Source organism: Paracoccaceae bacterium, assembly GCA_033344815.1.
GTDB lineage: Bacteria > Pseudomonadota > Alphaproteobacteria > Rhodobacterales > Rhodobacteraceae > Roseobacter.
This window is the reverse complement of record JAWPMR010000001.1, coordinates 4,833,522-4,857,171: the sequence shown is the minus strand read 5'-3', so window position 1 is coordinate 4,857,171 and position 23,650 is coordinate 4,833,522. Positions and strand designations below refer to the sequence as shown.

The 23,650-nt window shown below is 55.5% G+C and carries 19 protein-coding genes and 3 pseudogenes; 12 read left to right on the top strand and 10 right to left on the bottom strand.

Annotation, left to right across the window (positions count from 1 at the left end):
- Positions 1-101: 101 nt before the first annotated feature.
- Positions 102-338 (top strand): annotated as a pseudogene (locus R8G34_22550) (IS3 family transposase).
- 210 nt (positions 339-548) lie between these two features.
- Complete coding sequence (locus R8G34_22545) at positions 549-1,907, top strand: DUF1214 domain-containing protein (protein MDW3225634.1); 1,359 nt, start codon at positions 549-551, stop codon at positions 1,905-1,907.
- Between the two features lie 539 nt (positions 1,908-2,446).
- On the opposite strand, the gene R8G34_22540 is transcribed toward R8G34_22545, so the two are convergent.
- Positions 2,447-3,517, bottom strand: a complete 1,071-nt coding sequence (locus R8G34_22540; GenBank protein ID MDW3225633.1) for a choloylglycine hydrolase family protein — start codon at positions 3,515-3,517, stop codon at positions 2,447-2,449.
- A 546-nt stretch (positions 3,518-4,063) separates the two neighbouring features.
- Between R8G34_22540 and R8G34_22535 the strand changes: the two are divergent.
- A pseudogene (locus tag R8G34_22535) lies at positions 4,064-5,463 on the top strand (IS1182 family transposase).
- Between the two features lie 412 nt (positions 5,464-5,875).
- Positions 5,876-7,963, top strand: coding sequence for an acyltransferase family protein (locus tag R8G34_22530; GenBank protein MDW3225632.1), 2,088 nt, complete (start codon positions 5,876-5,878; stop codon positions 7,961-7,963).
- Between the two features lie 51 nt (positions 7,964-8,014).
- Here R8G34_22530 and R8G34_22525 read toward each other — a convergent pair whose 3' ends face one another.
- The 9 genes from R8G34_22525 to R8G34_22485 form a co-directional block, all read right to left on the bottom strand.
- On the bottom strand, positions 8,015-8,320 hold the full coding sequence (locus R8G34_22525) for a hypothetical protein (GenBank protein ID MDW3225631.1): 306 nt from the start codon (positions 8,318-8,320) through the stop codon (positions 8,015-8,017).
- Positions 8,321-8,423: 103 nt separating this feature from the next.
- Positions 8,424-9,128, bottom strand: coding sequence for a ThuA domain-containing protein (locus R8G34_22520; GenBank protein MDW3225630.1), 705 nt, complete (start codon positions 9,126-9,128; stop codon positions 8,424-8,426).
- A complete protein-coding gene (locus R8G34_22515; GenBank protein MDW3225629.1) occupies positions 9,125-9,991 on the bottom strand; it encodes an NAD(P)-dependent oxidoreductase in 867 nt (288 codons plus the stop codon). The genes R8G34_22520 and R8G34_22515 overlap by 4 nt, the downstream gene beginning before the upstream one ends.
- Positions 9,991-11,520 carry a sugar ABC transporter ATP-binding protein gene (locus R8G34_22510; GenBank protein ID MDW3225628.1) on the bottom strand — a complete coding sequence of 510 codons (1,530 nt, stop codon included), beginning with the start codon at positions 11,518-11,520 and terminating at the stop codon, positions 9,991-9,993. The genes R8G34_22515 and R8G34_22510 overlap by 1 nt, the downstream gene beginning before the upstream one ends.
- The gene (locus tag R8G34_22505) at positions 11,517-12,518 is read right to left on the bottom strand and encodes an ABC transporter permease (GenBank protein ID MDW3225627.1); all 1,002 of its coding nucleotides are present in this window, start codon (positions 12,516-12,518) and stop codon (positions 11,517-11,519) included. The genes R8G34_22510 and R8G34_22505 overlap by 4 nt, the downstream gene beginning before the upstream one ends.
- Positions 12,519-12,531: 13 nt before the next feature.
- A complete protein-coding gene (locus R8G34_22500) occupies positions 12,532-13,506 on the bottom strand; it encodes an ABC transporter permease (protein MDW3225626.1) in 975 nt (324 codons plus the stop codon).
- Positions 13,507-13,589: 83 nt separating this feature from the next.
- Positions 13,590-14,381: an SDR family oxidoreductase gene (locus R8G34_22495; GenBank protein ID MDW3225625.1), complete on the bottom strand. Its 792-nt coding sequence runs from the start codon at positions 14,379-14,381 to the stop codon at positions 13,590-13,592.
- Positions 14,382-14,460: 79 nt separating this feature from the next.
- Positions 14,461-15,417 carry a sugar ABC transporter substrate-binding protein gene (locus R8G34_22490; GenBank protein ID MDW3225624.1) on the bottom strand — a complete coding sequence of 319 codons (957 nt, stop codon included), beginning with the start codon at positions 15,415-15,417 and terminating at the stop codon, positions 14,461-14,463.
- A 32-nt stretch (positions 15,418-15,449) separates the two neighbouring features.
- Positions 15,450-15,704, bottom strand: a complete 255-nt coding sequence (locus R8G34_22485) for a hypothetical protein (GenBank protein MDW3225623.1) — start codon at positions 15,702-15,704, stop codon at positions 15,450-15,452.
- Positions 15,705-15,726: 22 nt separating this feature from the next.
- Here R8G34_22485 and R8G34_22480 point away from each other — a divergent pair, with 22 nt between their 5' ends.
- The 8 genes and pseudogenes from R8G34_22480 to R8G34_22445 all read left to right on the top strand — a co-directional run bounded on the left by R8G34_22480 (position 15,727) and on the right by R8G34_22445 (position 23,503).
- Complete coding sequence (locus R8G34_22480; GenBank protein ID MDW3225622.1) at positions 15,727-17,475, top strand: extracellular solute-binding protein; 1,749 nt, start codon at positions 15,727-15,729, stop codon at positions 17,473-17,475.
- An 18-nt stretch (positions 17,476-17,493) separates the two neighbouring features.
- On the top strand, positions 17,494-18,303 hold the full coding sequence (locus R8G34_22475; GenBank protein ID MDW3225621.1) for an SDR family oxidoreductase: 810 nt from the start codon (positions 17,494-17,496) through the stop codon (positions 18,301-18,303).
- A gap of 60 nt (positions 18,304-18,363) precedes the next feature.
- Entirely contained in the window at positions 18,364-19,674 is a 1,311-nt protein-coding gene (locus tag R8G34_22470; protein MDW3225620.1) for a Xaa-Pro peptidase family protein, read from the top strand.
- 1 nt (position 19,675) lies between these two features.
- Positions 19,676-20,440 carry an SDR family oxidoreductase gene (locus R8G34_22465; GenBank protein MDW3225619.1) on the top strand — a complete coding sequence of 255 codons (765 nt, stop codon included), beginning with the start codon at positions 19,676-19,678 and terminating at the stop codon, positions 20,438-20,440.
- 9 nt (positions 20,441-20,449) lie between these two features.
- Positions 20,450-21,193, top strand: a pseudogene (locus R8G34_22460) (SDR family oxidoreductase).
- Positions 21,193-22,338: an alpha-hydroxy acid oxidase gene (locus tag R8G34_22455; GenBank protein ID MDW3225618.1), complete on the top strand. Its 1,146-nt coding sequence runs from the start codon at positions 21,193-21,195 to the stop codon at positions 22,336-22,338. The pseudogene R8G34_22460 and the gene R8G34_22455 overlap by 1 nt, the downstream one beginning before the upstream one ends.
- A gap of 110 nt (positions 22,339-22,448) precedes the next feature.
- Positions 22,449-23,102, top strand: coding sequence for a hypothetical protein (locus tag R8G34_22450; GenBank protein MDW3225617.1), 654 nt, complete (start codon positions 22,449-22,451; stop codon positions 23,100-23,102).
- Between the two features lie 44 nt (positions 23,103-23,146).
- Entirely contained in the window at positions 23,147-23,503 is a 357-nt protein-coding gene (locus R8G34_22445) for a hypothetical protein (GenBank protein ID MDW3225616.1), read from the top strand.
- The last annotated feature ends 147 nt before the right edge of the window (positions 23,504-23,650 follow it).

Here is a 23,650-nt window from a genome sequence, read left to right as displayed (position 1 = left end):
TGGAGTCCATCTGTTGCCGGGCTCTGATCAGATGCAAAGATCGACCTCTATACCTTTCATCGTTTCTGCAAAATGACTGCCGGGCGCGGGAATGCTGACGCCAGTCTCTCAAGAACCGCCTCTTGTTGGAAAACGACTTCCTGCCTGGTGATTTCGAAGCGCAGATCGCGGCTTTTGTCAGGCACTGCAATCACCAGAGATATCACGAGAGCTTGCGTAATTTGACACCCGCCGACATCCACAAGGACAGAGGCCATACCATCCTGCTCGAACGTGAAAAGACAAAGAGGAAAGCAATGAAACCAAGGCGCTTGCAGCCCGCCAAATCCGCTGCTTAACTGAAGCCAGATTAGCAGTGACACCTCAACGTCAAACCGCCATCTGTGTTAAACTGTTCGAAGACGGACATTTTCAGGCCGAAGCTGGATCTGCCTCCCATCACAAGGAAATCGTCGATGACAAACTCCTTAGAACCAACCGCCCCGACAAGTCCTGCCAACCGGCCGAGACACTGTGCCAGGCCTGGGGGCATCCTGCACTCAGTCCGCATGGCAGCCCTTGGTGTCTCGCTCGCGCTTTCTTCGGCCGTTGGCGGTCATGCCGCTGCTGATCTGACAGCCGAGGAGGCGAGGAAAATCGCCAAACAGGCCTATGTCTTCACATATCCGATGGTGATGTACTACGGCACGATGTACCAGCAAGCACTGGACCCCAAGAACGGCGTATGTCTGGGAAACTGGCTGCATTTGGGCACGTCTACCCCGGCGGACACCACCATCGTTACGCCGAATAACGACAGTCCGTATTCCTATGCCTGGCTCGACCTGCGCGCCGAACCATGGGTAATGACACTACCCAAGATCGACAACAGCAGGTTCTACACGAGCCAGTGGAATGATCTCTGGGGATATGTATTGGGCAATCCGGGTTCGCCCGAAGATGGCAATGGAGGGGTTAGTGTCTTGCTGGCATCACCCTCTTGGACTGGCGCGCTGCCCGAGGGCATCGACCGTGTGATCCAGGGTGAAAGCGATATCCTGTCAACGCTAACGCGCACGCAACTTCTCGGTGACCAAGATTTGCCGAACGTCCAAGACATCCAGAAGAAGTATAAGCTGCAGCCGCTCAGCGCATTCCTTGGAACCGACGCACCGGAACCCGCTCCCGAAATCGAGTGGATGACCTGGACCGTTGGTGACGAGACGACTGACAGATTTTGGGAATATGCTGCGTTCCTGCTTCCGTTCACGACTGCCAACGACATAGACAAGGATGCTTATGCCGACATGGCAAAGATCGGACTTGAGCGCGGCAAACCGTGGAACCCCTCCACGCTAAGCAAGGAAATACAGGACGCAATCCTGGCGGGTCAGAAGGATGCGATCCAAGAGGCCGTCTCCAACGCTAATGTTCTCGCCGAACCCCTCAAATTCTACCGCTCCCGCGCGGATGCAAAAGATGATTACCTCAATCGTGCCCTCGGCGTATTTTTCGGGATCTTTGGCAATGTTGACACCATATCGGTCTATATACCTTTGCCCGCCGATAGCGATGGCAACCCGACCGATGGCAGCAAGGCCAGTTACGAGATCACTTTCACCGAAGACCAATTGCCTGATGTGAAGTTCTTCTGGTCGATCACCATGTATGAACTGCCCGAACGTTTTCTGGTCGACAATCCAATCGACCGCTATTCAATCGGGAGTTCCACAAGTGGTGTCGTCTATGGCGATGACGGATCGCTGACGATTTATATCAGCGAAACATCGCCAGGCAAGGATAACGAAGCCAACTGGTTGCCAGCGCCGAATGGTCCGTTCTGGATGGTGCTGCGTAATTACGGGCCGGGCTCGGATATTATCGCCCAGACCTATACGCCTCCCCCGCTCGTTGCGATGAAGAAATAGTCGCCCAATGTGATCCCGGCAGGCGTTCAGAACTGCCAAGACATTTCACTTCGGACCTTCGCTACACCCGCGCGGAACCTATACCACCAGATTTCGGGGACAAGATTCCGGACATGAAACCCGTTTTCTCGCAACCACGTCGGTTCTGGCCATTCTCCTCGCCGTGCCTATCGCTCGGGCATAATCGGCGCCCCTCATTGAGGCCGATCTTTATAGAGACGGGTTGATCGATACACCCATCTACGGCCCTGAACAGCCCATTTTCGACAAGACATTCAGTTTGCCGGATGTCAAACTCCTAAAATTGCTGGAGTTGTCTCCCTAGAAATCACAAACCGCTCCAGATCGTCACCTTCTTTTTCTGCCCGAGGTGCTTGTAGTTCAAAATATCTGTTGCGGGTGATGGCACCGTCAAAGGAATCCCGCGTGTCATCGTCTGGACGGTCAATTCATTTCGGCTAAAGCCGACAGTCTCTGGCCTTCTGAAGCGTAAAAGCGGCCTCTGGTCAGGGGCCCTTTCATCGTAGGGGATGCAGTTTTCAGCGACCAGGTGTTACATCTATTGCAAACGGCATCCCCGGATCGCGCATTGGTATTTTCAATGGCGTGGAGAGTCCGTCGAAATCAAAATTGCTTAAGTCAACGCTGCGCACCCCAGGGTTATCGCTTGTTTGGAAATAGGCCCTCAAATTCTGCAAATCATATGCCACTGTGTACTGTGTGCCTCCGTACTTCAAAACTTCCAGCTCGGCTGGATTCAACTTTTGATCGGTCGCCTCCATTGGCAGTTGGAAATTTGCAAGAATGCGAAGAGCCTCGTGTACCGTATCTTCTCCACCATCGGTCGGACGAGACGTTTGCGTCCAAGCCAACGCACGGATAAACCGTGAGGGCGGTGTAAAATCTCCGGGTAAACCCAAAAGCCCGGTTCCATACCCAATAGGCGCAAGATCAACACCGTTGATGTCAACCTCAGGCCAATCCACGGATCGCATGTTGATATAATTCCGCGCATTATTGACATGCCAGTCGTAAGGCGGTGAATTCGTCATAACACCTAACGAGTTTTCATGAACTGTCAGTGCGCCCTCGACATATTCAACTATGATCTGGTCGCCGCTTTTGTCGGTTATTGAGAAATGCGCCGGCGCAGGAATACCAAGTTCGGGTGTGACAATCGGCACAACACGGATATTTTCGACTGCCTGCCTGACTTCGGCCACAGTCGCAAATTGACCTAACATGAATCCACCAAAATCCACAGGAGCGAGCGAACTTTCAGCTTTTTCAGGGTCGTATGCCTGATACTCTGCGAACCCTGGCAAATAGAGCAAGGACACGTTCAAACCTTCGGAGTTGATCCCATCGCCAAACAGCATCTGGTCCAGAATTGTCACGCCGGTGACGTCATATTTGGTAACCCATTTTGCCCCGTCCTGCCCGTCTGGCATACGCATGGATGCGCCATTCGTACCCGCAGGTACGAACGTCATCATCGGCGACAAATCGAAAGCGCCCCATTCCATTGTCCGTGAGGCAACGACCGTGCCATCAGCGCCTGTAAGTGTGATAAAGGTACAAGAACGCGCCGAATTTGCGCTGAAACTCATGATTCCTACGACGGCCAGACCACAAAACTTTGTCAAAAAATTCATTTCGATTTCCTTGTCTAAACATTCCGGCACTAGCTGCTTTGTAGGTTCCAACGCGATCTCTTCGCGTGCAGATCAAACCTGCCTACCACGCCGAACCTGACTTTGATTTTCCAGTTGAGTACTACCACGCCTTTAGGTTTTGTCGCTAGCATCGACCCGATAACCCATCGTTGGCTATGATCGATACCGGCTCGATGTTTTTTGCTGCGCAGCAGAAATGAATGGCGTTGATGAGTCGTTGAATATCAAGCTTCCCGGATAGGACCGTGAGATTTAGCACCTGCGGAGAATGCCTGCTGCTCCACCCGACATGGTTGACGGTCATGTCCACTTCAGACCAGGTGCCGTCATAGACTCAAGCTGCAGCTAAGGTTTGGTGAAAGCCCGTATTACTTGGGTACTGCGCAAAGCACCCGCGACAGAGCGGAGAGGGTGTGTGGAAACTCCCCCATTTTGACCGGGCTGACGGTATGATTTCCGTATTCGGTACGGAGGTTGGTCATAGCGCAATTTATCGAAGGTTTGGATCGCCAGCAGACGGTGTCGCTGCCTGAACACCTTGATGATTACGTTGAAGAGAACAGCTCTGTACGTGCCATTGATGCCTTTAGTGACATGCTTGAGCTCGCAGCACTTGGCTTCAATGTGCAACGCGCGGCCACCGGCAGACCGGGTCATCATCCAGGTCTGATGCTGCGGATTTACCTCTACGGTTATTTGAACCAGGTCCAGTCATCGCGGCAGCTGGAACGAGAGTGCGGACGTAATCAGGAACTCATTTGGCTGACGGGTCGGCTGAAGCCAGACTTCAAGACGATTGCGGACTTCCACAAAGATAAAGTGCCTGCGATCTGCAGGGTGTGTAAGCAGTTCGTTGCCCTGTTTCGCAACATGGATTTGCTAGACAGTGATGTCGTTGCCATTGATGGCAACCGGTTCAAAGTTTTGAATGCCAAAACCAAGAATTATACGCTTGGTAAGCTGCGTCAGAAGTTGGGTGAGATCGACAAGGCAATCGAGCGTTATATTGGTGAGTTGGATCGTGCCGATGAGGTGTTGAGCAGACTGGCACGGTGCTGCCAGAGGTTCGCATATAACCTACCTTGAGAAAGCTTGAACACCTGCAAAAGGAGGCCGTGCGCTACAGATCAATTGAACAGTGGATAGATGAGACAGGCGAAACCCAAGTCTCGTTGACGGATATTGATGGCCGATCCATGGCGACGACAGCACGGATGCCACGCATGGTCGATTACAATGTTCAAACCGCTGTCGAAACCGATCACCACCTGATCGTTGCGCATGAAGTTACGATGCTTGGTTTTGACCGAGATGCTTTGTCGATGATGGCTGCGGCAGCGAACGATGTCGTGACGACAGATCATCTCACAGCAATCGCGGACAAGGGGTATTACAAAGGCGAAGAAATTGTTGCCAGCGAAGATGCTGGTATCTCGGTTGTTGTTCCAAAACCCATGACCTCTAATGCCGCGGCTCGCGGGCAGTTCGATATGGCTGACTTTGCTCATGCCGCTGACCAAGACATTTACGTTTGCCCGGCAGGCGAGAAGCTGACTAACCGATTTACCGGCCAGCAAGACGGCAAAGCTATCCGGACATATTGGTCGAGCGAATGCGCGGGCTGCGCGATTAGGGACAAATGCACAAACAGCAAGGAACGCCGCGTTCGACGCTGGGAACACGAAGACGTTCTGGAACGGGTGCAGCAGCGGCTGGACAAGGATTCCACTCAACGCGCTGTGCGCAGCATGACGGTTGAGCATCCCTACGGCACGATTAAATCATGGATGGGCGCGACGCACTTCACGATGCGCAGGTTGAAAAATGTCGCCAGCAAGATGGCGCTGCACGTACTCGCCTACAACATGACCCGCGTGCTGAGATCATGGACGTACCGACGAGGATCGCAACTACGAGGGCGCAAGAGCCCTCGTTTGCCCTGCAACTTGCGCCCAAACAGCCCCATCCGTCTCAGATGGCTTCCGCCGTCCTCACAATCCATCCAGTCCATCAAGTTGATGACACCAAGCCAAAAAGGAAACAAAAGTCGAAAGCGATTAGAGGCTCGGAGATCAACCGGGTTTCCACACACCCTCCAGACAGAGCTGCCATTGCAAAATTCTGAAGTCGGCCAAAGCTGACATTTGCGCAAGTTGCATCTAATGGCGGGTTAGAGCAAAGCGTTCCAAATTTTGCATGTTGCGGGCGCAACGAGTTTTGTGTGAATAACCGAACAGATGCTCCGGACCACACAGAAGATCAACTGCGGGCTGACACTACAAAGCGAGCACCATGCCCTCAGCAGAACCCAAAAAAACGGTGTATAGGGCTGAAATAGACGGCCTGAGGGCCTTTGCTGTGCTTTCGGTTGTTTTGTATCACGCCTTTCCTACGGCTTTGACGGGTGGCTTCATCGGGGTTGATGTCTTTTTCGTAATCAGCGGGTATCTCATAACCGCTCATATTTTTGAGGGCCTCGAGGAAGGCACGTTTTCGTTTAGCGGCTTTTTTGGTAGACGCATCCGGAGGATTTTTCCGGCACTCATTCTCGTGATGGCCAGTTCTCTGATCTTCGGCTGGTTCGCCCTATTGTCAGAAGAGTTTCAACAACTAGGAAAACATGTCGCCAGTGGCGCAGCCTTCATCGTAAACTTCATACTCGTGGGCGAAAGTGCATATTTCGATACCGCTGCAGATACGAAGCCCATGCTCCATTTGTGGAGCCTTGCCGTTGAAGAACAATTTTACATCTTTTGGCCAGTCGCTCTGTGGCTAGCCTGGAGGCAGCGCTTCAGCCTCATGTGGATCACACTTTTGATTGCATTAGCATCGTTTTATTTCAACGTTCGCTTCGTGACGACGAAACCGACCGAAGTCTTTTTCTGGCCTTTCGGCCGTTTCTGGGAACTGTTGAGCGGCAGTGCGCTTGCCTGGACGATGCACTATAAACGTAATGCGGTAGCCAAAACCAAGGCGTTCGTCGACACATTCATCGGGCGGATGGTCCCCTTGGGTATCGCACAGGGAAAGACGAGCTTCATTGAAAATGGCTTGGCCTTGGGAGGGCTTTGCCTCCTGATCTACGGTTTTGTCGAGTTCACCTCAGACAGGCCGTATCCTTCTGCCTCGGCTCTCGTTCCAGTTTGCGGTGCCATTCTTATAATCGCGGCAGGAGCTACCGCGTGGTCCAATCGGATTTTCATGATGAACCCGATTGCGATCTGGTTTGGTTTGATCAGCTATCCGCTTTATCTTTGGCACTGGCCCATTTTGTCATTTCTCCAAATTGTTGAAGGCGAGGTTCCGCATCAGGATGCCCGAAGCGTTGCAATCGTTTTGGCGATAATTCTTGCGTGGCTGACGGTCAGGTTTGTTGAAAAGCCCTTGAGGTTTGGACTTAGAAATATTCGCCAGAAGATAATTGGTTTAATGATCGCGATGATTTGCGTTGGCCTGACTGGACACGCAATCAGTCGAACAGATTTCTCTGCAACGCGTACGCCAGAAGAGCTGTCAATCAAACGTCCAGGGGCCGAACATATTTATGGCCCATCGTCCAAATGGTATCGGGGCCAGGAGGGGTGGCTCTTTCTTGGCAACGAGTTCGACAAAACAGTAGCGAAACTGAAGCTCGCACATCCCCCGAATCCAGACGATATTGCCCGTGAAGTAAGGCTTTTCGCGGACCTTGCTGAGGCTGCGGCGACGACAGACACGCCGGTTGTCTTGTTGATTGGCCCAAACAAATCCACGGTCTATCCGGAGTATCTGCCTTATGAGATAGTGCCCTCAGAAGCGCGCTATGTGACCTATTTCACCGAGCAACTGAACACTATTCCGAATCTGACTGTGATTGATCCGGTCGAAGACTTGCTGCATGCTAAGGAGAGTTCCGGTCTGTTGTACTTCAAAACAGACACGCACTGGAACGACAAGGGAGCGTTTCTTGTCTTTTCCACTATGGCAGAACGCATGGGCTGGCTTGTTCCGGAAGTATCGTTCGAAGCCGCAGGGCCATACTCTGGCGATTTAATCACGATCTCTCAGCTTGAGGATGTACCGGTGGCCAAAGGCGACAATTGGCAGGTCGAATGGGCCAGCGTTCCCGACTTGGAAATCAAGCCTCTTACGAACCTGCCAGAAACGTCTTTTGCCCGCGCTGAGATCGTGATGAACAAGGCACCACTATCTGAGAAAACTGTCTGGGTAGTTGGTGACTCTTTCACTAATACTCTGATGCCCTTCATCGACGCGACCTTTAAGGAGATTCACTATCTTGGACACTGGAGTTCCAAACTTCGAACACTGCCACAGGAGCTTCTAGGTGCAGCGGAAAAGCCAGACCTAATCATGGTAGTACGCGTGGAACGGTCGTTTTGAGTTGCTTCTCTCTATGCGCCATGGCTGGAAGTTCGATTATGACACAGTCGATTAAGTGAGTGATCGGTTTGGTGTTTTAGTATGACCCCACCCCCAATGCTTGTGAACTTCCAGCGAACAAGGCCTGTTTCCATCTACCATTGCCATTCCCGCCTCTTCGGCGTTATCGGCACAGTCCAAATCGACGCAGACGTATTTGCCGATGCCACCCACACAGGCCCCAAGGCGCAAACCCTCTTGCGGTGGGCCCTCGACCACCGGCAGCAATTCCAGGCCCGGCGCGCGCAGCACCTGCAGGCCTGCGAGACGCAGTGTATCGCCAGAAATGTCCGAAACCTCGCTCAACAAATCGCGCACGCGGCCAGCTATATCCGAAAGCCCAGGTTTTTCTACGCTGGGCGCACAAAAGCGGATAAGCTTCTTGTCGTTTCCTCCCTAATATTGAATTTGTTGGGTTTAGTCAGTTCCCGCGCGCGGCCCACAACGCGCCGCGCCGAATGATTTCAGTGACTTGCGGCACTTTTAGGTCGTCCAGTTCATGACCGATAGAGCAATAAAAAACGCGACCCTTGTCCCAACGACGTTTCCAGACAACAGGGATCACAGTGCCTTCAATCCACCACAGGTGATCGCCCGAAAATGTCGTTGTTGCCAAAACATCGTTGGAAGGATCGACAAGCATGTAATATTGTTCGGTCGTCAGGCGGAAACTTTTGATGCCCTGCACAATCGGATCGTCGGGTTTGCAGATGGTGACGTCGTAGTCGACGTAATCTTCGCGCGGCTGAAGATTGTCGGGCCAACCAGGCGGATGTGCCACAAATTGCCCCCCGATCAGAAAATGATAGGTCGGGCGGTCGCGGAAGGCGTCCCCCATGTGCCCGTGCCATCCCGCGATTCCGCATCCATCGGCGATCAACTTCAGCAGACCGTCTTCTTGCGGTTTGGTCATATTACCGAATTCTTCGCGGTGACCTGACCGGGCGGAAGACCAGATCGGCGTGATCAAATCAACATCGGACAAGTTTTCGGGCTGCGCCAGGGGTTCAAGCGTCTCATAGATATCAACCGTGCAGCCGTTGGTTTCGAGCAGGTCCTTGTACCATTCGGCAAAATGGGTTGGCGTATGGCCTTCCCATCCACCGACAAATAAAGCAGCTTTCATAACGTGTCCTGTCGCATAAAGGCCAACATCGATGCCATGTCGCGGGTGCCAAAACCTGCGGTTTCAGCCTCGACCAATTTGGCCAGAGTAGCGCGGCCTTGCGGCACCTTGGTGCCCAGCCGATCTGCAAGTTGTGCCGTAACCTCCATGTCCTTGCGCGCCAGCGACACGGTGAAGGTCACGTCGTGATCTGCCTCGTTCAGATAAAGTGGACGCCGGTATTTGAGCATCGGCGCACAGGCAGCAGAGGCCTCGATCACGTCGAAAGCCGTTTCCGGTGCGATCCCCGCTGCCTGTGCAAGCGTCATCGCTTCGGCCAGGGTCTGGTTGATGCCGTGGATCAGCGAGTTGACCGCCAATTTCATCACCGCAGCGTTACCTGCCTGACCAAGGCAGAGTGTTTTCTTGCCCATTGCCTCGAAGACCGGGGTTAGCGGCAAGGCGTCTTCTGGCGTGCAGCCCGCCATGATCATCAGCTGTCCATCGGCGGCTGCCTGCGTAGCACCTGAAACCGGCGCGTCGATCACACGGGAGCCCAGAGGGGCTTCCTCTGCCAGCCATGCGATGTGATCCGGGCTCATCGTACCCATCTCGACATAGGTCCGCGCCGACCCGGCGCAAAGCCCGTCCGGGCCGCCATGCACTGCTTCGGAAGATAGATCATGGGCCAACATGGTCACGACCACCTCCGCCGCATTAGACAGCGCCCGGGGACTGTCCGCCAAGGCACAACCCAACTCTGCGGCCAGATCTTGGGCCTTGCAAGGCGAGCGGTTCCAGAGCGTCACGTCATGCCCTGCACGGAACAGATTGCGTGCCATATGTGCGCCCATACGGCCCAGACCGACAAAACCCACCCGCATCAAGCCACCTTTTCGGTTTCCAAGCCCGAAATCGCGGCTATCAGGTTTTCCTCGGTCACTTCTTCAGAGGTGAAAGTCCGCATAATCCGGCCCGAGTACATCGCCACTATGCGGTCGGCCACATGCAGCACCTCTGGCATTTCCGAGCTGATCACGATCACCGCATAGCCCTGCGATGCCAAGTCGCGGAGCAGATTGTGAATCTCGGCCTTAGAGCCCACGTCGATGCCGCGTGTGGGTTCGTCTACGATCAGCACGTTGGGCCGCATAGACAGCCATTTTCCGATGACAATCTTTTGCTGGTTGCCACCCGAGAGATTGCCCACGAGCTGTTTCCAGCCCGGTGTCCTGATGTCGAGCTTGTCGCGGTATTGATCGAAGATTGCGATCTCGGCACCGTCGGCAACGAAGGGGCCGGATTTGAGGTCATCGACCTGCGGCAGGGTCATGTTATCCCGGCAGTTCATCCCCAGAACTATCCCCTGCTCCTTCCGATCTTCTGGCACCAGCGATATGCCCCGCTCGATCGCGTCATAAGGTGAGTGAATTCTTACCTCTTCGCCGTCCATCAGGATCGAGCCGGATGACGGGTTTCGAAGGCCAAACAGTGTTTCGGCGATTTCCGTCCGCCCTGCCCCGACAAGACCGTAAAAACCGACGACCTCGCCGCGTCGCACCTCGAAGCTGACATCCTGAAACAAATGGCCACAGCTCAATTCGTGCACTTCGAGAGCGACATCGCCCAGTTCGTGATGGCTCTCGTTGCGACTGAGGTCAAGCTTGCGCCCGATCATCATCTGGGTCACGCCTTCTTCGTTCGTATCGGCGGTATTGACCGTGCCCTGATATTGGCCATCGCGCAAAACGCTGATCCGGTCGGTGATCTTGAATATCTCTTCCATCCGGTGCGAAATATAGGCGATGCCCACGCGCTGTTGTTGCAAGTCAGAGATGACCTCGAACAAAACCACTTTTTCCGCGTCGGTCAGCGAGGCTGTCGGCTCGTCAAAAATCACGGCCTTGGCGTCGACGGTCAGAGCTCGTGCGATTTCGACCATCTGCTGGTTGGCAATCGAAAGGTCGCCAACGCGGGTCTTGGCATTGAAACTGACCTTGAGCCTTTCGAGGATCGCGTTGGTCTTGGTCTCGAGTTCGGACCAGTCCACCAACCCAAAACGCTTGCGTGGCAATTCTCCGAGGTAGATGTTCTCCGCCACACTGAGCTCATCTGCCAGGCTGAGTTCCTGGTGAATGAATACGATACCCTTGGCTTTCGCTTCCAATGGGCCGGACATGACCACCGGTTTCTCCTCCACAATGATCTGACCTTCGTCGGGTTGGTGAATACCGCCAAGCACCTTCATCAGGGTGGATTTTCCAGCACCATTTTCACCCATCAAGGCATGGACTTCGCCGGGCATAATGGTCAGCGAGACGCCATCAAGGGCCCGTACACCGGGAAAGGTCTTTACGATCCCTTCAAGACGCAGGACAGGGGCGGGGGTCGTTAGATCAATCGTCCCGGTCATACCTTCAACTCCTCTTTGCCTTTCACGTTCAGCTGCCGGTCAAGGAAGAGCACAGCAATCAAAATCAGACCGATCACAAGGTTGACGGTCGATGTATCTGCGCCGATATGGGCCAAGCCCTTGCGCAAAAGCTGAATCGCAATCACGCCCCCGAAGGTCGAGATGATCGAGCCCGCCCCACCAGTCAGCTTGGTGCCTCCCAGCACGACGGCAGTGATCACCCATAATTCGTAAAGCTGGCCGTCGTTGGGGTTCACCGATCCGGATTCCGAATAAAATACCACCGCGGAGAGCGCGGCCAAAAAACCGATAATCATGAAATTAATCATCATATGCGGACCGACACGGATGCCCGCATTGACCGCCGCTTCGCGGTTGTTACCGATGGCATAGGCGTTGCGGCCATGGACTGTGCGGTTCATCAGAAACCAGATCGCCGCTGTAACGATCAGCAGGAACCATGTTGCAGTGTGAAGACCAAGAAATTGTGCTTCGGCGAAATCGACCAGCGTCCAATTGAGATGGCTTGTCGGTTGCTCGCCGTTATACATGAAAACCAATCCGCGAAAGCCCAGCATAGAACCAAGCGTCACGATAAAGGCGTCCACCCCGGTCTTCCACACAATCAATCCGTTGATCGCACCAAAAACCACACCGGTCAGCAGAGCCAGGCACCAGGCCACGGGAATGACCCAGTTTCCGAGCCCTTCAAACATTGCCCATGTCATCGAATCCAATAGGACAATGGCGCAAATCGCGTATATCGCCCCGACTGACAGGTCGATATTGCCGTTGACCATGACGATGGTCATGCCCATGGCGATGATACCGATCGGCGCCGACTGCTTGAGCAGCAACAGCATGTTGTCGCCGTCCATAAAGGCCTTGTCGCTGACGGAGAAGAACTCGCCGGCCACAGAGAAGAAGATCAATTCAAAGACGATAAAGCCCCAGATGGCGCCGCCCTTGAGATATCTTGAGAGTTTTCCAGCTTGCATCTTCCTGCCTCCCTTACGCGATCGGCGACATAAGCTTGCCGCGCTTGGCCGCAATATCGAGCCAGACTGCTAGGATGATGATGACCCAGGTCACGACGTATTGTACGGAGAAATCAAGCCCGACCAGCAAAAGACCATTCTGAATAAACCCGAGGATCAGCACGCCGATCACCGTCTTGAACATCGTCCCCGATCCCCCCAGCAGCGATGCCCCGCCAAGAATGACCGCTGCAAGCACTTCAAGCTCCAGCCCTTGTCCTACGGTGTTCTGCGACCCCATGGAACGGCTGGCCTGCATCAGACCGGCCGTGGCCACGCAGAACGCACTCATAAGGTAGCAAATGAAAACCACGCGGGCCCGATTTATGCCGGAGAAGGTCGCTGCCGTACCGTTACCGCCTACCGCGTATACTTTTCGGCCAAACGGCGTTTTTGACAAGATGATGCCCAGCAAAGCAGCCAATGCGAAGAAAATTAGTATCGGCGTCTGAATCCCAAAGACACTCCCTTGACCAAAGATATCAAACCAGGTGCCTTCCTTGTCTGCGATGTCCATGTTCTTGCCACCTGAATAGGTCAGCGTCAGTCCGTGAATGGCCGAAAGCATCCCCAACGTCACAATCAGTGAATTAAGCTTCAGGTAACCGACGAGAAACCCGATGAACGCCCCAAGGCATAAAGTCATCGCAAACATGGCAGGGATCGCAAGGGTCGGTCCTATCTTGTCGTGAAGATCAAGTACAACGATGGTCGAAAATGACATCATCGACCCCACAGAGAGATCGAGATTGCCGCTGATCACGACGAAGGTCACCCCCAGCGCCATCACACCCAGAATCGCCGAAGACCTCACCACGTTCTCAAAATTGTCGAGGGTCAGAAATTTCGGGTTGGCAATTGTGAACCCGATTATGAAAAGGGCAAAGGCGATCAGGATGCCCTGTTTCGCCAGCAACTCTCCGATATCCTGCCTCGTAAACTCAGCCATTGTTCCCTCCCTAGGACCGCGCCTGACGGCGGTTCGTTTATCTCCCATCCAACCTGCCGAATTCCCTCACCCGGCATGTCAGATCAAACCAGCGTCATGCCCCCGTCGATCATCACGACCTGACCTGTCATGTAGTCGCTTTCCGGCGCTGCCAGAAAAGTGGTCGTTCCAATGATGTCTTGCGGCACGGCAACGCGCCCGCGCAAGATTTCAGACGAAAACTCCTCCATCGCCTGACCGGGCCGTTCAGCAGCACCGATCGCCATCAAGTCCTTATCGACCTGCTCCCACATCTCGGTCGCAACCACGCCGGGGGCAAAACCCGTGACCGTTATGTCATGCTTGGCCAAAGCGCGCGCGCCTGACTGAGTCAGCGATACGACGGCAAATTTGCTGGCACAATACGGGGCCACATTGTCAAAACCCTGACGGCTCGCGACTGAGGCGGTGTTGATGATCTTACCGCCTGTGCCCTGCGCGATCATCTGGCGGGCCGCCTCCTGCATGCCGATCATACAGCCCAACCCGTTGACCCCCATAATGAAATGCCAGTTGTCTTCGGTGACATCCATAAAGTTCATGGGCCGGTTTACACCTGCGTTGTTGAACTTTACATCCAGCTTGCCAAACGACGCGACAGTATGGTCAATCATGGCGCGTACCGCCGAGCGGTCGGTCACATCAACCTGCGCATGTGTTACGTCGCCATCGCTGTGTGTTTTCAGGTTCAGGTCTGCGACCTCAGCGACCTTATCGCCATTGATATCGGCGAAACAAACGCTTGCTCCTTCGTCTAAAAGCGCCTCGGCAATTGCCCGCCCGATACCTTGCGCGGCACCTGTGACAATGCACGAGCGACCAGAGACTCGACCCATTGGTCCTCTCCCATACCTGAACCCATTTTGGAATGCGTAAGGGGACGGGGGCCGTAGCCCCCTACCCAAAGTTGGGATCTTAGAATACCGGCTTGGTAAACTCGCCCATGTTGTCCTGAGTGATCTTCGGTGTATCGAAGTAGTTCAGGAACGGCAGTTCTTCCCCGTTGAGCAGGTCAATCGCGGTTTTCAACGCCGCTTTTGCGTCATCAACAGGCGACTGGTAGATTGACCCCCAGTAAGTACCCGCGGCCATTGCTTCATAGCCCACTGCGAAGTTGGTAGCGCCGACGAAGGTAATACCCTCGCGCCCAGCGGCCACGGCGGCATTCATTGCGCCAACACCCATGTTGTCATCGCCAGAATAGACACCGTCGATGTCGTCATACTTCACGAGGAAGGCCTCCATGACCTGCTGCGACTTTTCGCGGTTCCAGTCACCCGGTTGCTCGTCGATCTGCTCAACGTTCGGGCAGACTTCGGGCAGACGGTCGTTGAAGCCCTTGGCGCGTTCGATGGCCGTCGTGTAGCCTGGCTGGCCTGTGATGTGGACAACCTTTGCTTCGTCTTCGATTCCCATGGCCTTGAAGCGGTCACACATGATCTCGGCAGAGCGGATGCCCTGAGTGATGTTGTCAGGACCGGAGAAGGAAGAGACGAAATCAAAGCCAGCTTCAGCGATGTTTGAGTTGGTAACGACAACCGGGATATCAGCCTGATGCGCCTTGCGAACAGCAGGGATCACAGCCTCGCCGTTTGTTGGCCAGATGATGATGGCATCCACTTCCTGCTGGATGAGGTCTTCCATCTGAGCAATCTGGCGCGCAACGTCACCACCGGCGTCCAACACGACGACTTCAACGTCACTGTTGGCTTCGGCCGCGGCGATGAAGGCCTTCTCATAGGTGGTCTGGTAGCTGTCGACCCCCACATTGTTCTGCGTGATGCCGATAGTCATGGTTTCGGCGGAGGCGATACCTGCAAAGGTTATCGTCGCCGTTGCGGTAGTCGCTGCGAGAAGTGTACGAACTTTCATTTTTGATTTCCTCCCAAGGAAACTTCCAGAATTCAGTTTATTTGATTCCCATCAACAGTCGAGGAATCATGATCAATCAAACTGCATTGACCATGTGGGGTTGCCTCAACCGGTGCGTCACAAAAAATATTCATTTTGGATATCTTTATATTCAATATGGACATTTTTGCGGTACGTTTTCCCATCTGCGTTGGCAATTTATGAAGGCGATCACCAATGGGTAAATCCAATTCTTCCAAATTGAAGGTTTTGGCCGGTGGGGCGCGCCGCACCAACTTCAATTCCATCCAGAAAGAAAAAAACAGTCCCATGAATGCAATGAGCGGACGTAAAACAGCCGGGTTAGTGCCCCCCAGGGCCAAAACCGAGATGCTTCAGATCATCGCTTTTCTGGAGTCCTTATGTGATGAACTGGAAGACGTGGTGAACCTTTCCGCCCCGAATCCAAACCTGCGGATGACACTTCTCTTAATGCGTCGACACCTTGAGGGTCGCCTGATCACCGCGACCGCTCTGATTGGCGCCAGCCGCGCGCCCTACGCCACGGCGAACCGTCGTCTAAAGGAAATGCTCAGCGATGGCCTAATCGAACAGCGCCCGCGCACCAAGACCGGCAAAAGCTTTTCCATGCACCCAAGCGAAAAGCTGCTGAATCAATGGATGCAACTGTCGAGCCGCGTCGGCCGTCTGGCTGCAAGCCGTTTCGGCGGCGAACAGACGCTCGGAGAAACCCAGGACTACTACTTTGGCGGATCCTATATGGACGCCAAGTCGATCCCACCACTTCAGGTGCTGACCGAGCCATTGAACCTTGCGGGCGGCTTGCGCGTGTTGGTCCATGGCGACCCTACCTTCATGGTGATGGATAACCTCAAGCGGCAATTTGAGCAGTCCATCGGCGCGCAAATCCATCAACGCGCATTTTCCATCGACCGCCTGCACGAGGAGGCTGTGCGCAATGCAGAGCGCGAAGTCAGCCGCTATGACATCGTTGCCGTTGACTTGCCTTGGGTCGGGGACTTCGCTGAGCGCGGCATCCTGATGCCGCTGGACGAGGTGATGGAGATTGTGAGCGTCGATCCTGCCGATTTTCACACTGCGGGCTGGGAGGCCGCGCATTGGGGCGGTAAACCTTACGGATTGCCAGCCCAGACCACACCGGAACTTCTGTTTTATCGCAAGGACATGTTTGCCGAGGCCGGGCTGGAGCCGCCAGCGACAACCGACGCGCTGCTTGCCGCTGCCAAGGCGTTACACGATCCACAACGCGGCCGACACGGCATCGCATGGAACGCCGCGCGCGGGACGGCACTTGGTCACACCGTTCTGATGACACTTGCCGATTTCGGTCAGCCTGTCCTTGATCTGCCCCCGGTCGCCGGCGGCTTTGCCACGAGCCATCTGGCAGATCGGCGCTACAACGTCACGATCGACACCGAAGCGGGCCTGCGTGCCGCCGAATTCCTGCTGGAACTGATGGAATATTCGCCGCCCGATATCCTGTCGATGTCTTGGTATGAACGTGTGCGGCCCTATGCGGAGGGCCGTATCGCGATGGCCTATGGTTACACTCTGCTCGCCCCGTATTTTGAGCTGGACGAGGATTCACCCGCCGATGGTCAGACCGGGTATCTGCCTCATCCCGCTGGCCCCGGTGCCAGCCAGATTGCACCTGTGGGCGGCTATATCATGGGTATTCCTTCCAATCTGCCGCCAGATCGCGTGCCTGCGGCCGTCGAGGCGCTGCGCGTTTTCACATCACCCGAGGCACAAAAGCTGTATATCCAAAACGGTAGCCGAACCAATCCGCGCTATTCAGTCGGTGCCGACCCGGACGTCCGCCGCTTATCCGCCATCTTCGAGGCCGTGGATGCAATGTCATGGCGCGACGAGCTGCAATTCTGGCCGCGTCCGCCCGTGCCCGAGATCACCGAGATCATCCAGATTTGCGGTGAGGAATTCCACGACATGCTGCGCGGGCTGACCCCCCCGTCTGAAACATTGCGTCGCGCCCAGGAGAGAGCTGACGCCGTCATTCAAAAGCATAGGTCTACGTGACAACAGGAGGAGACAACCATGGACCCCAACCGCCTCAAAGGTAAAAATATTCTGATCACCGGTGCTGCCCGCGGCATGGGCGAAGCCAACGCGCGGTCGTTTTCCGAACAAGGCGCCAACGTCTGTATCGGTGATCTCGACCTCGACATGGCGCAGACCGTGGCAGACGAGATCAACGCCGCCGACAACGGCAAAGCGATTGCCGTCAAAATGGATGTCACCAAGCGCAAAGATAACGCCGCCGCCGTGGCCGCCACAGTCGAGGCCTTCGGATCGATCAATGTAGGTCTGTTTAATGCAGGCCTGAACAAGCCCCGGTTCTTCATGGATATTGATGAGGACAACTGGGACATGATCATGAACGTCAACACGAAGGCCATGTGGCTGGGCATGCAGGAAACCGCCCGACAGATGATTGCCCAAGGGCCAATGGAAGGCCACCCCTACAAGCTGATCAACGTCGGCTCCATTGCGTCCCGCAAACCGCTGGTGGACGTGACGGTGTACTGCACCTCTAAGTACGGCTGCCTTGCTTTGACACATTGTGGTGCCCTCGGTCTGGCAGAACATGGCATCACTGTGAACGGCTACGCGCCGGGCGTTGTTGTGACCCCGCTCTGGGAACAACTTGACAAAGATCTTGTGGATATCGGCTTCAAGGAGAAAGAAGGCCAAGCCTACGAAGACATAGTGCGCGACGCGTTGCAGATCAAACGTGTATCCTACCCCAATGACATCGTCGGTACCGCGTCTTTTCTAGCATCCGACGACAGTGACTACATGACCGGCCAAATGATCCACATCGATGGTGGTTGGTGCATCCAGTAACGACGATCACACCGATTTTACTCATATTTGACAGGGGCAACGTCCTCCAGGGAGAATACTATGTCCGAACGTCCAGGAAACGCACTCATGCCGAACCTGCTTACGCCGCAAGACCTTGAACCCAACTGGGAGTGGCGCGACAGACTGCCCGCCTGGGGACATACAACGGTAGATTTCGAACGCCGGGTGGACCACGACCGACTGCGCCGCTACCGGCTCGCCCGCACGCGGCAGGCGCTTCAGGCGTCCGATGCAGGCACGCTGTTGCTTTTTGATGTGAACAACATCCGCTACGTCTCTGCCACCAAGATCGGCGAATGGGAGCGCGACAAGATGTGCCGGTTTTGCCTCCTGACGGGCGACGACAGTCCTTACGTTTGGGATTTCGGTTCGGCTGCAGTACACCACAAGCGCTATTCCGACTGGCTGGAACCCGATCATTGCCTTGCTGGCGTTGTGGGCATGCGTGGCACCATCCCGCCCGAGTTCGGCCTGATGCGCAAATACGCCAAGATGATTGCCCAACTCATTAAGGACGCAGGAATGGCCGACATGCCGGTGGGCGTGGACTATGCCGAAACCGCCATGTTCCATGCTCTGCTTGAGGAAGGGATCAACGTGGTCGACGGACAGCAGATCATGCTGGCCGCACGTGAGATCAAGAACTGGGACGAAATCCAGCTTTTGACGCAGGCCGCATCCATGGTCGATGGCGTCTATCACATGATCTATGAAGAGCTGAAACCTGGAGTGCGCGAAAACGATATCGTCGCGTTGTCCAACAAGATGCTCTACGAGATGGGATCAGATGATGTGGAAGCGGTCAACGCGATCTCGGGTGAGCGTTGCAATCCGCACCCGCACAACTTTACCGACCGGCTGATAAGGCCCGGCGACCAGGCATTTTTCGACATCCTGCAGAGCTATCAGGGGTACCGGACATGCTATTACCGGACGTTCAATGTGGGACGGGCCACGCCCTCGCAAAATGATGCCTACGTCAAGGCGCGCGAATGGATCGACGCCTCCATCGCGATGATCAAACCGGGCGTGACCACCGACAAGGTGGCCGAGGTTTGGCCAACTGCGGAATCCCTGGGCTTTCCAAACGAAGACGCTGCCTTTGGCTTGCAGTTTGGCCACGGTTTGGGCCTTGCCCTGCACGAACGCCCGATTATCAGCCGCGCGGTCAGCCTTGATCACCCGATGGAGATTCAGACCGGCATGGTGTTCGCTTTGGAAACTTACTGCCCCGCAACAGACGGCTATTCCGCCGCGCGGATCGAGGAAGAGGTTGTGGTGACAGAAACCGGCTGCGAGGTGATCAGCCTCTTCCCTGCCGAAGAACTGCCAATCGCGAACCGGTACTGACATGGCTAACCTGTTTGATCTGGCCGGACGCCGCGCATTGGTCACCGGCGGAGCAACCGGCATCGGCGAGGGCATTGCCCTCGGCCTTGCCGCTGCCGGAGCTGATGTGGCGCTGACCTATCGCAGCCATCAACCCGACGAGGTCCTGACGAAGATCGAGGCGTCGGGTGTGAAAGGTGCGGCCGTGCAAGCCGACTTTTTCAACATGGATCAAACCGGTGCCGAGGCCGTAGTAAGCTTTGCCAGCGACACCTTGGGCGGGCTGGACATTCTCGTCAACAACGCCGGGATCATCCACCGCGAAGACAGCACGGACATGCCGCTGGAGGATTGGCGACGCGTACTGTCCGTCAACCTCGACTCCGTATGGCTGCTAAGCCAAGCGGCGGGCAAACGCATGGTGGCGCAGGTCGCGGGCAAGATCATCATCGTATCGTCCGTTCTGGCATCGCAAGGGGGCCTGCGGGTGCCGGCCTATGCGTCCAGCAAACATGCCGTTGTCGGTCTGACCAAGGCGCTGTGCAATGAATGGGCGCCCCATGGGGTGAACGTGAACTCGATCGCTCCCGGCTACACTGCCACAGACAACACGCAGGCCCTGCGTGACGATCCGGACCGATCTAAAGCTCTGCTGGAGCGAATTCCCGCGGGCCGCTTTGCCGATCCATCCGAAATCGCAGGTGCTGCGGTTTTTCTGGCGTCTGACGCCGCAAGTTATTGCCATGGCAGCGTGATAACCGTCGATGGCGGTTGGCTCGCCCGCTAGGAGAGAAACATGCAACAATCACTTGAAGGCAAAACCGCGCTGATCACTGCGGCGGGTGCAGGCATCGGCCGCGCCAGCGCCGAAGCCCTCGCCGCGCGCGGCGCACAGGTCATCGCCATTGATCTGGATGGTGCTGCGGTTGCGGAACTGGCGGACACATCGAAAAAAATCACGGGGCATGCACTTGATGTTCTGGATGCCGAAGCGGTTCAGGCGCTCGTCGCATCTGTCGCATCCGTGGACATCCTTCTCAACTGCGCGGGATGGGTTCACGATGGTACGATCCTTGATTGCGAAGAAAGCGTTTGGGACCGCGCCTTTGATCTGAACGCCAAGGCCACATACCGCATCACCAAAGTGGTGCTTCCCGGCATGCTGGCCAACAAGCACGGCTCGATCATCAACATCGCCTCCATCGTCTCAAGCGAGAAAGGCGCGCCACGCCGCTTTGCCTAAGGGGCCTCAAAAGGGGCGATCATTGGCATGACCAAGGCCATCGCAGCCGACTTCGTCAAGGACGGCATCCGGTGCAACGCAATCTGCCCGGGCACGGTGCAAAGCCCCTCCTTGCTTGACCGACTATGCGCCACCGGCGATTTCGACAAAGCCCTCGCTGCATTCAAAGAACGCCAGCCTATGGGGCGCCTTGGGCAGCCAGAGGAGATTGCCGAGATGGTGTGTTATCTGGCAGGGGATATGTCGGCCTTCACCACGGGGCAGTCCTTTGCAATAGATGGCGGCTGGTCAATCTGATGGGGCTGGAACGCGCGGCCTCTATTGACGATCTGCGGCTGCGCTCCAAAGCCCGGATTCCGCGTTTTGCCTTCGACCTGGTTGATGGAGGTGCGGAAAATGAACGCAATATGCGCCGAAACTCTGAGGCGTTCGAAGAAGTCGAGCTAACGCCACGCTACATGGTGGATGTGTCCCAAATCGACACCCGTACCACCGTTTTCGGGCAAACCTTCGACGCCCCTTTTGGCATGGCACCCATCGGCATGCTTAACGCTTTTTGGCCGGGTGCCGACCGGACGCTGGCGCGGCTTTGCAAGGTTCAGAATATACCCTATGTGGCCAGTTCTGCTGCCTCTACCAGCCTTGAAATGCTGGCTGATGCCGCAGACGGAAACGGTTGGTTTCAGCTTTATGTCTCAAGCGACGCAGATGTCACCGAAGGCCTAATCTCGCGGGCCGAGGCGGCTGGTTACACCACCTTGATGGTCACAGCCGATGTCCCCGCTGCGGGCAAGCGCGACCGTGATATTCGCAACCAGCTTGCAGTGCCGTTTCGGTTTACACCAGATGTGATGTTACAATGCGCGGCGAACCCACGATGGGCCCTCACAAGCCTGAAACACGGCACGCCCAATGTGGCCAACTATGCCGATCTTTTGCAAAGCGCGACGTCCTATGCCGACGTCCAAAAAACCCTGATCACGCCGGGCTTCACATGGGAGGACCTCAAACGCCTGCGCGCACGCTGGAAAGGCCGCTTGCTCGTCAAGGGCATCTTGCACGCAAAAGACGCGGAAACCTGCGCCAAACTGGGCTGCGACGGTATTATCGTGTCTAACCATGGCGGCCGTCAGGTGGCCTTTGGCCCGGCCACAATCGATGCACTGCCCGCTATCGCAAACGCCGTCGCGGGCGACATGACGATCATCCTGGACAGTGGCATACGCCGCGGCGCTGATATGTTGCGGGCGAAGGCGCTTGGAGCTGATTTTGCTTTCGCAGGACGGGCCTTTGCCTATGGCGTCGGTGCTGGTGGTAAGGCTGGTGCGCAAAGAGCATTCGACATCTTGCACCTCGAGTTGGTCCGGGCCTTGGGGCAACTGGGCGTGCCATCTTTTAACGAAGTAGGTCCAATAAATCTCAGCCAATCCAAAAAGACTTAGCAGTCGCCGTCTTTTGGGCGATAATAGGGTATCATTGGGCAGCCTCTTTCTCACGTTCAATGAAATCCTCGGCTCGCGCTCCTTTTAGATTTTGGTCAGACAACGCTCAATTGGCCATCAAAGGCTCCGCGCATCACGTCCAGCGCTTCTGGTCGGTGGGCTTTGAAGAGCACGGAGGATCAACAGCCTATATCGGCCACGACTTGGAAACGCTGTTCGCGCGCGCAGGTCAGGATGTGCCGGAAATCCCGCATGCTGAGCCCCTGCGCCCTGAAGAAAAGATCGAGATGCTGACCTTTGCAGCGGATGACGGTTCGGTTCCGGATCTCTTTCGCACCCCGCTTCAAGACACCGCCGCACCCGAACCCGTTTGGCGCTCTGCCGCAAACGTGACGGTAGGGATCACTTGGGAAGTGGCTGGTGCGGATCTCGATCTCTATGTCCGCCCAACACCATCCGCACAGGTTGTGTTCTTTGGTCACGCTGACACCCCGGAAGGGCGTCTCCTCAAGGACTTCACACTGAGCCCAGGCACCGACTTTGAAACCGTTGCGGTGAAGCAGCCCGTGGATCTCGCACGCATGCAAATCGCCGTCAACTACTATGGCGGCGCGCAGCGGCACGACGGTGTTCGCGGCGAACTGCGTCTTGCCATCGGCGATGAGGTCTGGGCCACCCCGTTCCATATCCCAGCGGGGCGCGGCAATGGCGGCACCGGGGTTGAGGGGGTCGTTCGCGAGAACACAGCTCCAAACCCGGCCTAGATCATTATCGACCCGTTGCAGGTGATCGGCGCGCGGTAATGTCCATGAACCAGATGCGCGAGGGTCTTATCAACGCCGAACAAACCTTACCGGACATCGCCCGCACGCGGGCTCTGGATTGCGCTGAAGCCATTGGTGAGTTGATCCAGAAAGCGCCGACACAGCCCTTTTACAAGGCCTACGACCGGGCTGGCGTAACGCTTTCAAAGGAACTTGGCATCACCCAGAACGCCGCGAAAGACCTGATGAAAGAGACCTTTGCGCAGTACCATGGCAAAGATCTCTACGACTACGGCAAGGCGCTCGAAAAACAGCACCACATCCCTGTCCGCGACGCCGAAACCGCAGCCCGCAAGGCGAAAAAGCAGCCCCTGCAGACCAAGACGCAGAGCTACGCGTGACCGCCGAGATCCGGCAAGACGATAAAAAATAGGAAAATAATCCTTGCCAGATCCCAAAACAACTGAGATCATGTTCCTCTTTTGTTCATGTCAAAGAGGCACAACTCAGAAAGTAATTCTATGACAAACACACCCCGACACCGCCGC

Bases quoted from the DNA above. Each gene is read 5' to 3' on its own strand.
- R8G34_22455 (MDW3225618.1), top strand. From the start codon at position 21,193: ATGGGGCTGGAACGCGCGGCCTCTATTGACGATCTGCGGCTGCGCTCC.
- R8G34_22495 (MDW3225625.1), bottom strand. From the start codon at position 14,381: ATGGGTCGAGTCTCTGGTCGCTCGTGCATTGTCACAGGTGCCGCGCAA.
- R8G34_22485 (MDW3225623.1), bottom strand. From the start codon at position 15,704: ATGGAATTGAAGTTGGTGCGGCGCGCCCCACCGGCCAAAACCTTCAAT.
- R8G34_22465 (MDW3225619.1), top strand. From the start codon at position 19,676: ATGGCTAACCTGTTTGATCTGGCCGGACGCCGCGCATTGGTCACCGGC.
- R8G34_22500 (MDW3225626.1), bottom strand. From the start codon at position 13,506: ATGGCTGAGTTTACGAGGCAGGATATCGGAGAGTTGCTGGCGAAACAG.
- R8G34_22445 (MDW3225616.1), top strand. From the start codon at position 23,147: ATGAACCAGATGCGCGAGGGTCTTATCAACGCCGAACAAACCTTACCG.
- R8G34_22530 (MDW3225632.1), top strand. From the start codon at position 5,876: ATGCCCTCAGCAGAACCCAAAAAAACGGTGTATAGGGCTGAAATAGAC.
- R8G34_22470 (MDW3225620.1), top strand. From the start codon at position 18,364: ATGTCCGAACGTCCAGGAAACGCACTCATGCCGAACCTGCTTACGCCG.
- R8G34_22480 (MDW3225622.1), top strand. From the start codon at position 15,727: ATGAATGCAATGAGCGGACGTAAAACAGCCGGGTTAGTGCCCCCCAGG.
- R8G34_22515 (MDW3225629.1), bottom strand. From the start codon at position 9,991: ATGCGGGTGGGTTTTGTCGGTCTGGGCCGTATGGGCGCACATATGGCA.
- R8G34_22510 (MDW3225628.1), bottom strand. From the start codon at position 11,520: ATGACCGGGACGATTGATCTAACGACCCCCGCCCCTGTCCTGCGTCTT.
- R8G34_22520 (MDW3225630.1), bottom strand. From the start codon at position 9,128: ATGAAAGCTGCTTTATTTGTCGGTGGATGGGAAGGCCATACGCCAACC.
- R8G34_22505 (MDW3225627.1), bottom strand. From the start codon at position 12,518: ATGCAAGCTGGAAAACTCTCAAGATATCTCAAGGGCGGCGCCATCTGG.
- R8G34_22475 (MDW3225621.1), top strand. From the start codon at position 17,494: ATGGACCCCAACCGCCTCAAAGGTAAAAATATTCTGATCACCGGTGCT.
- R8G34_22540 (MDW3225633.1), bottom strand. From the start codon at position 3,517: ATGAGTTTCAGCGCAAATTCGGCGCGTTCTTGTACCTTTATCACACTT.
- R8G34_22545 (MDW3225634.1), top strand. From the start codon at position 549: ATGGCAGCCCTTGGTGTCTCGCTCGCGCTTTCTTCGGCCGTTGGCGGT.
- R8G34_22490 (MDW3225624.1), bottom strand. From the start codon at position 15,417: ATGAAAGTTCGTACACTTCTCGCAGCGACTACCGCAACGGCGACGATA.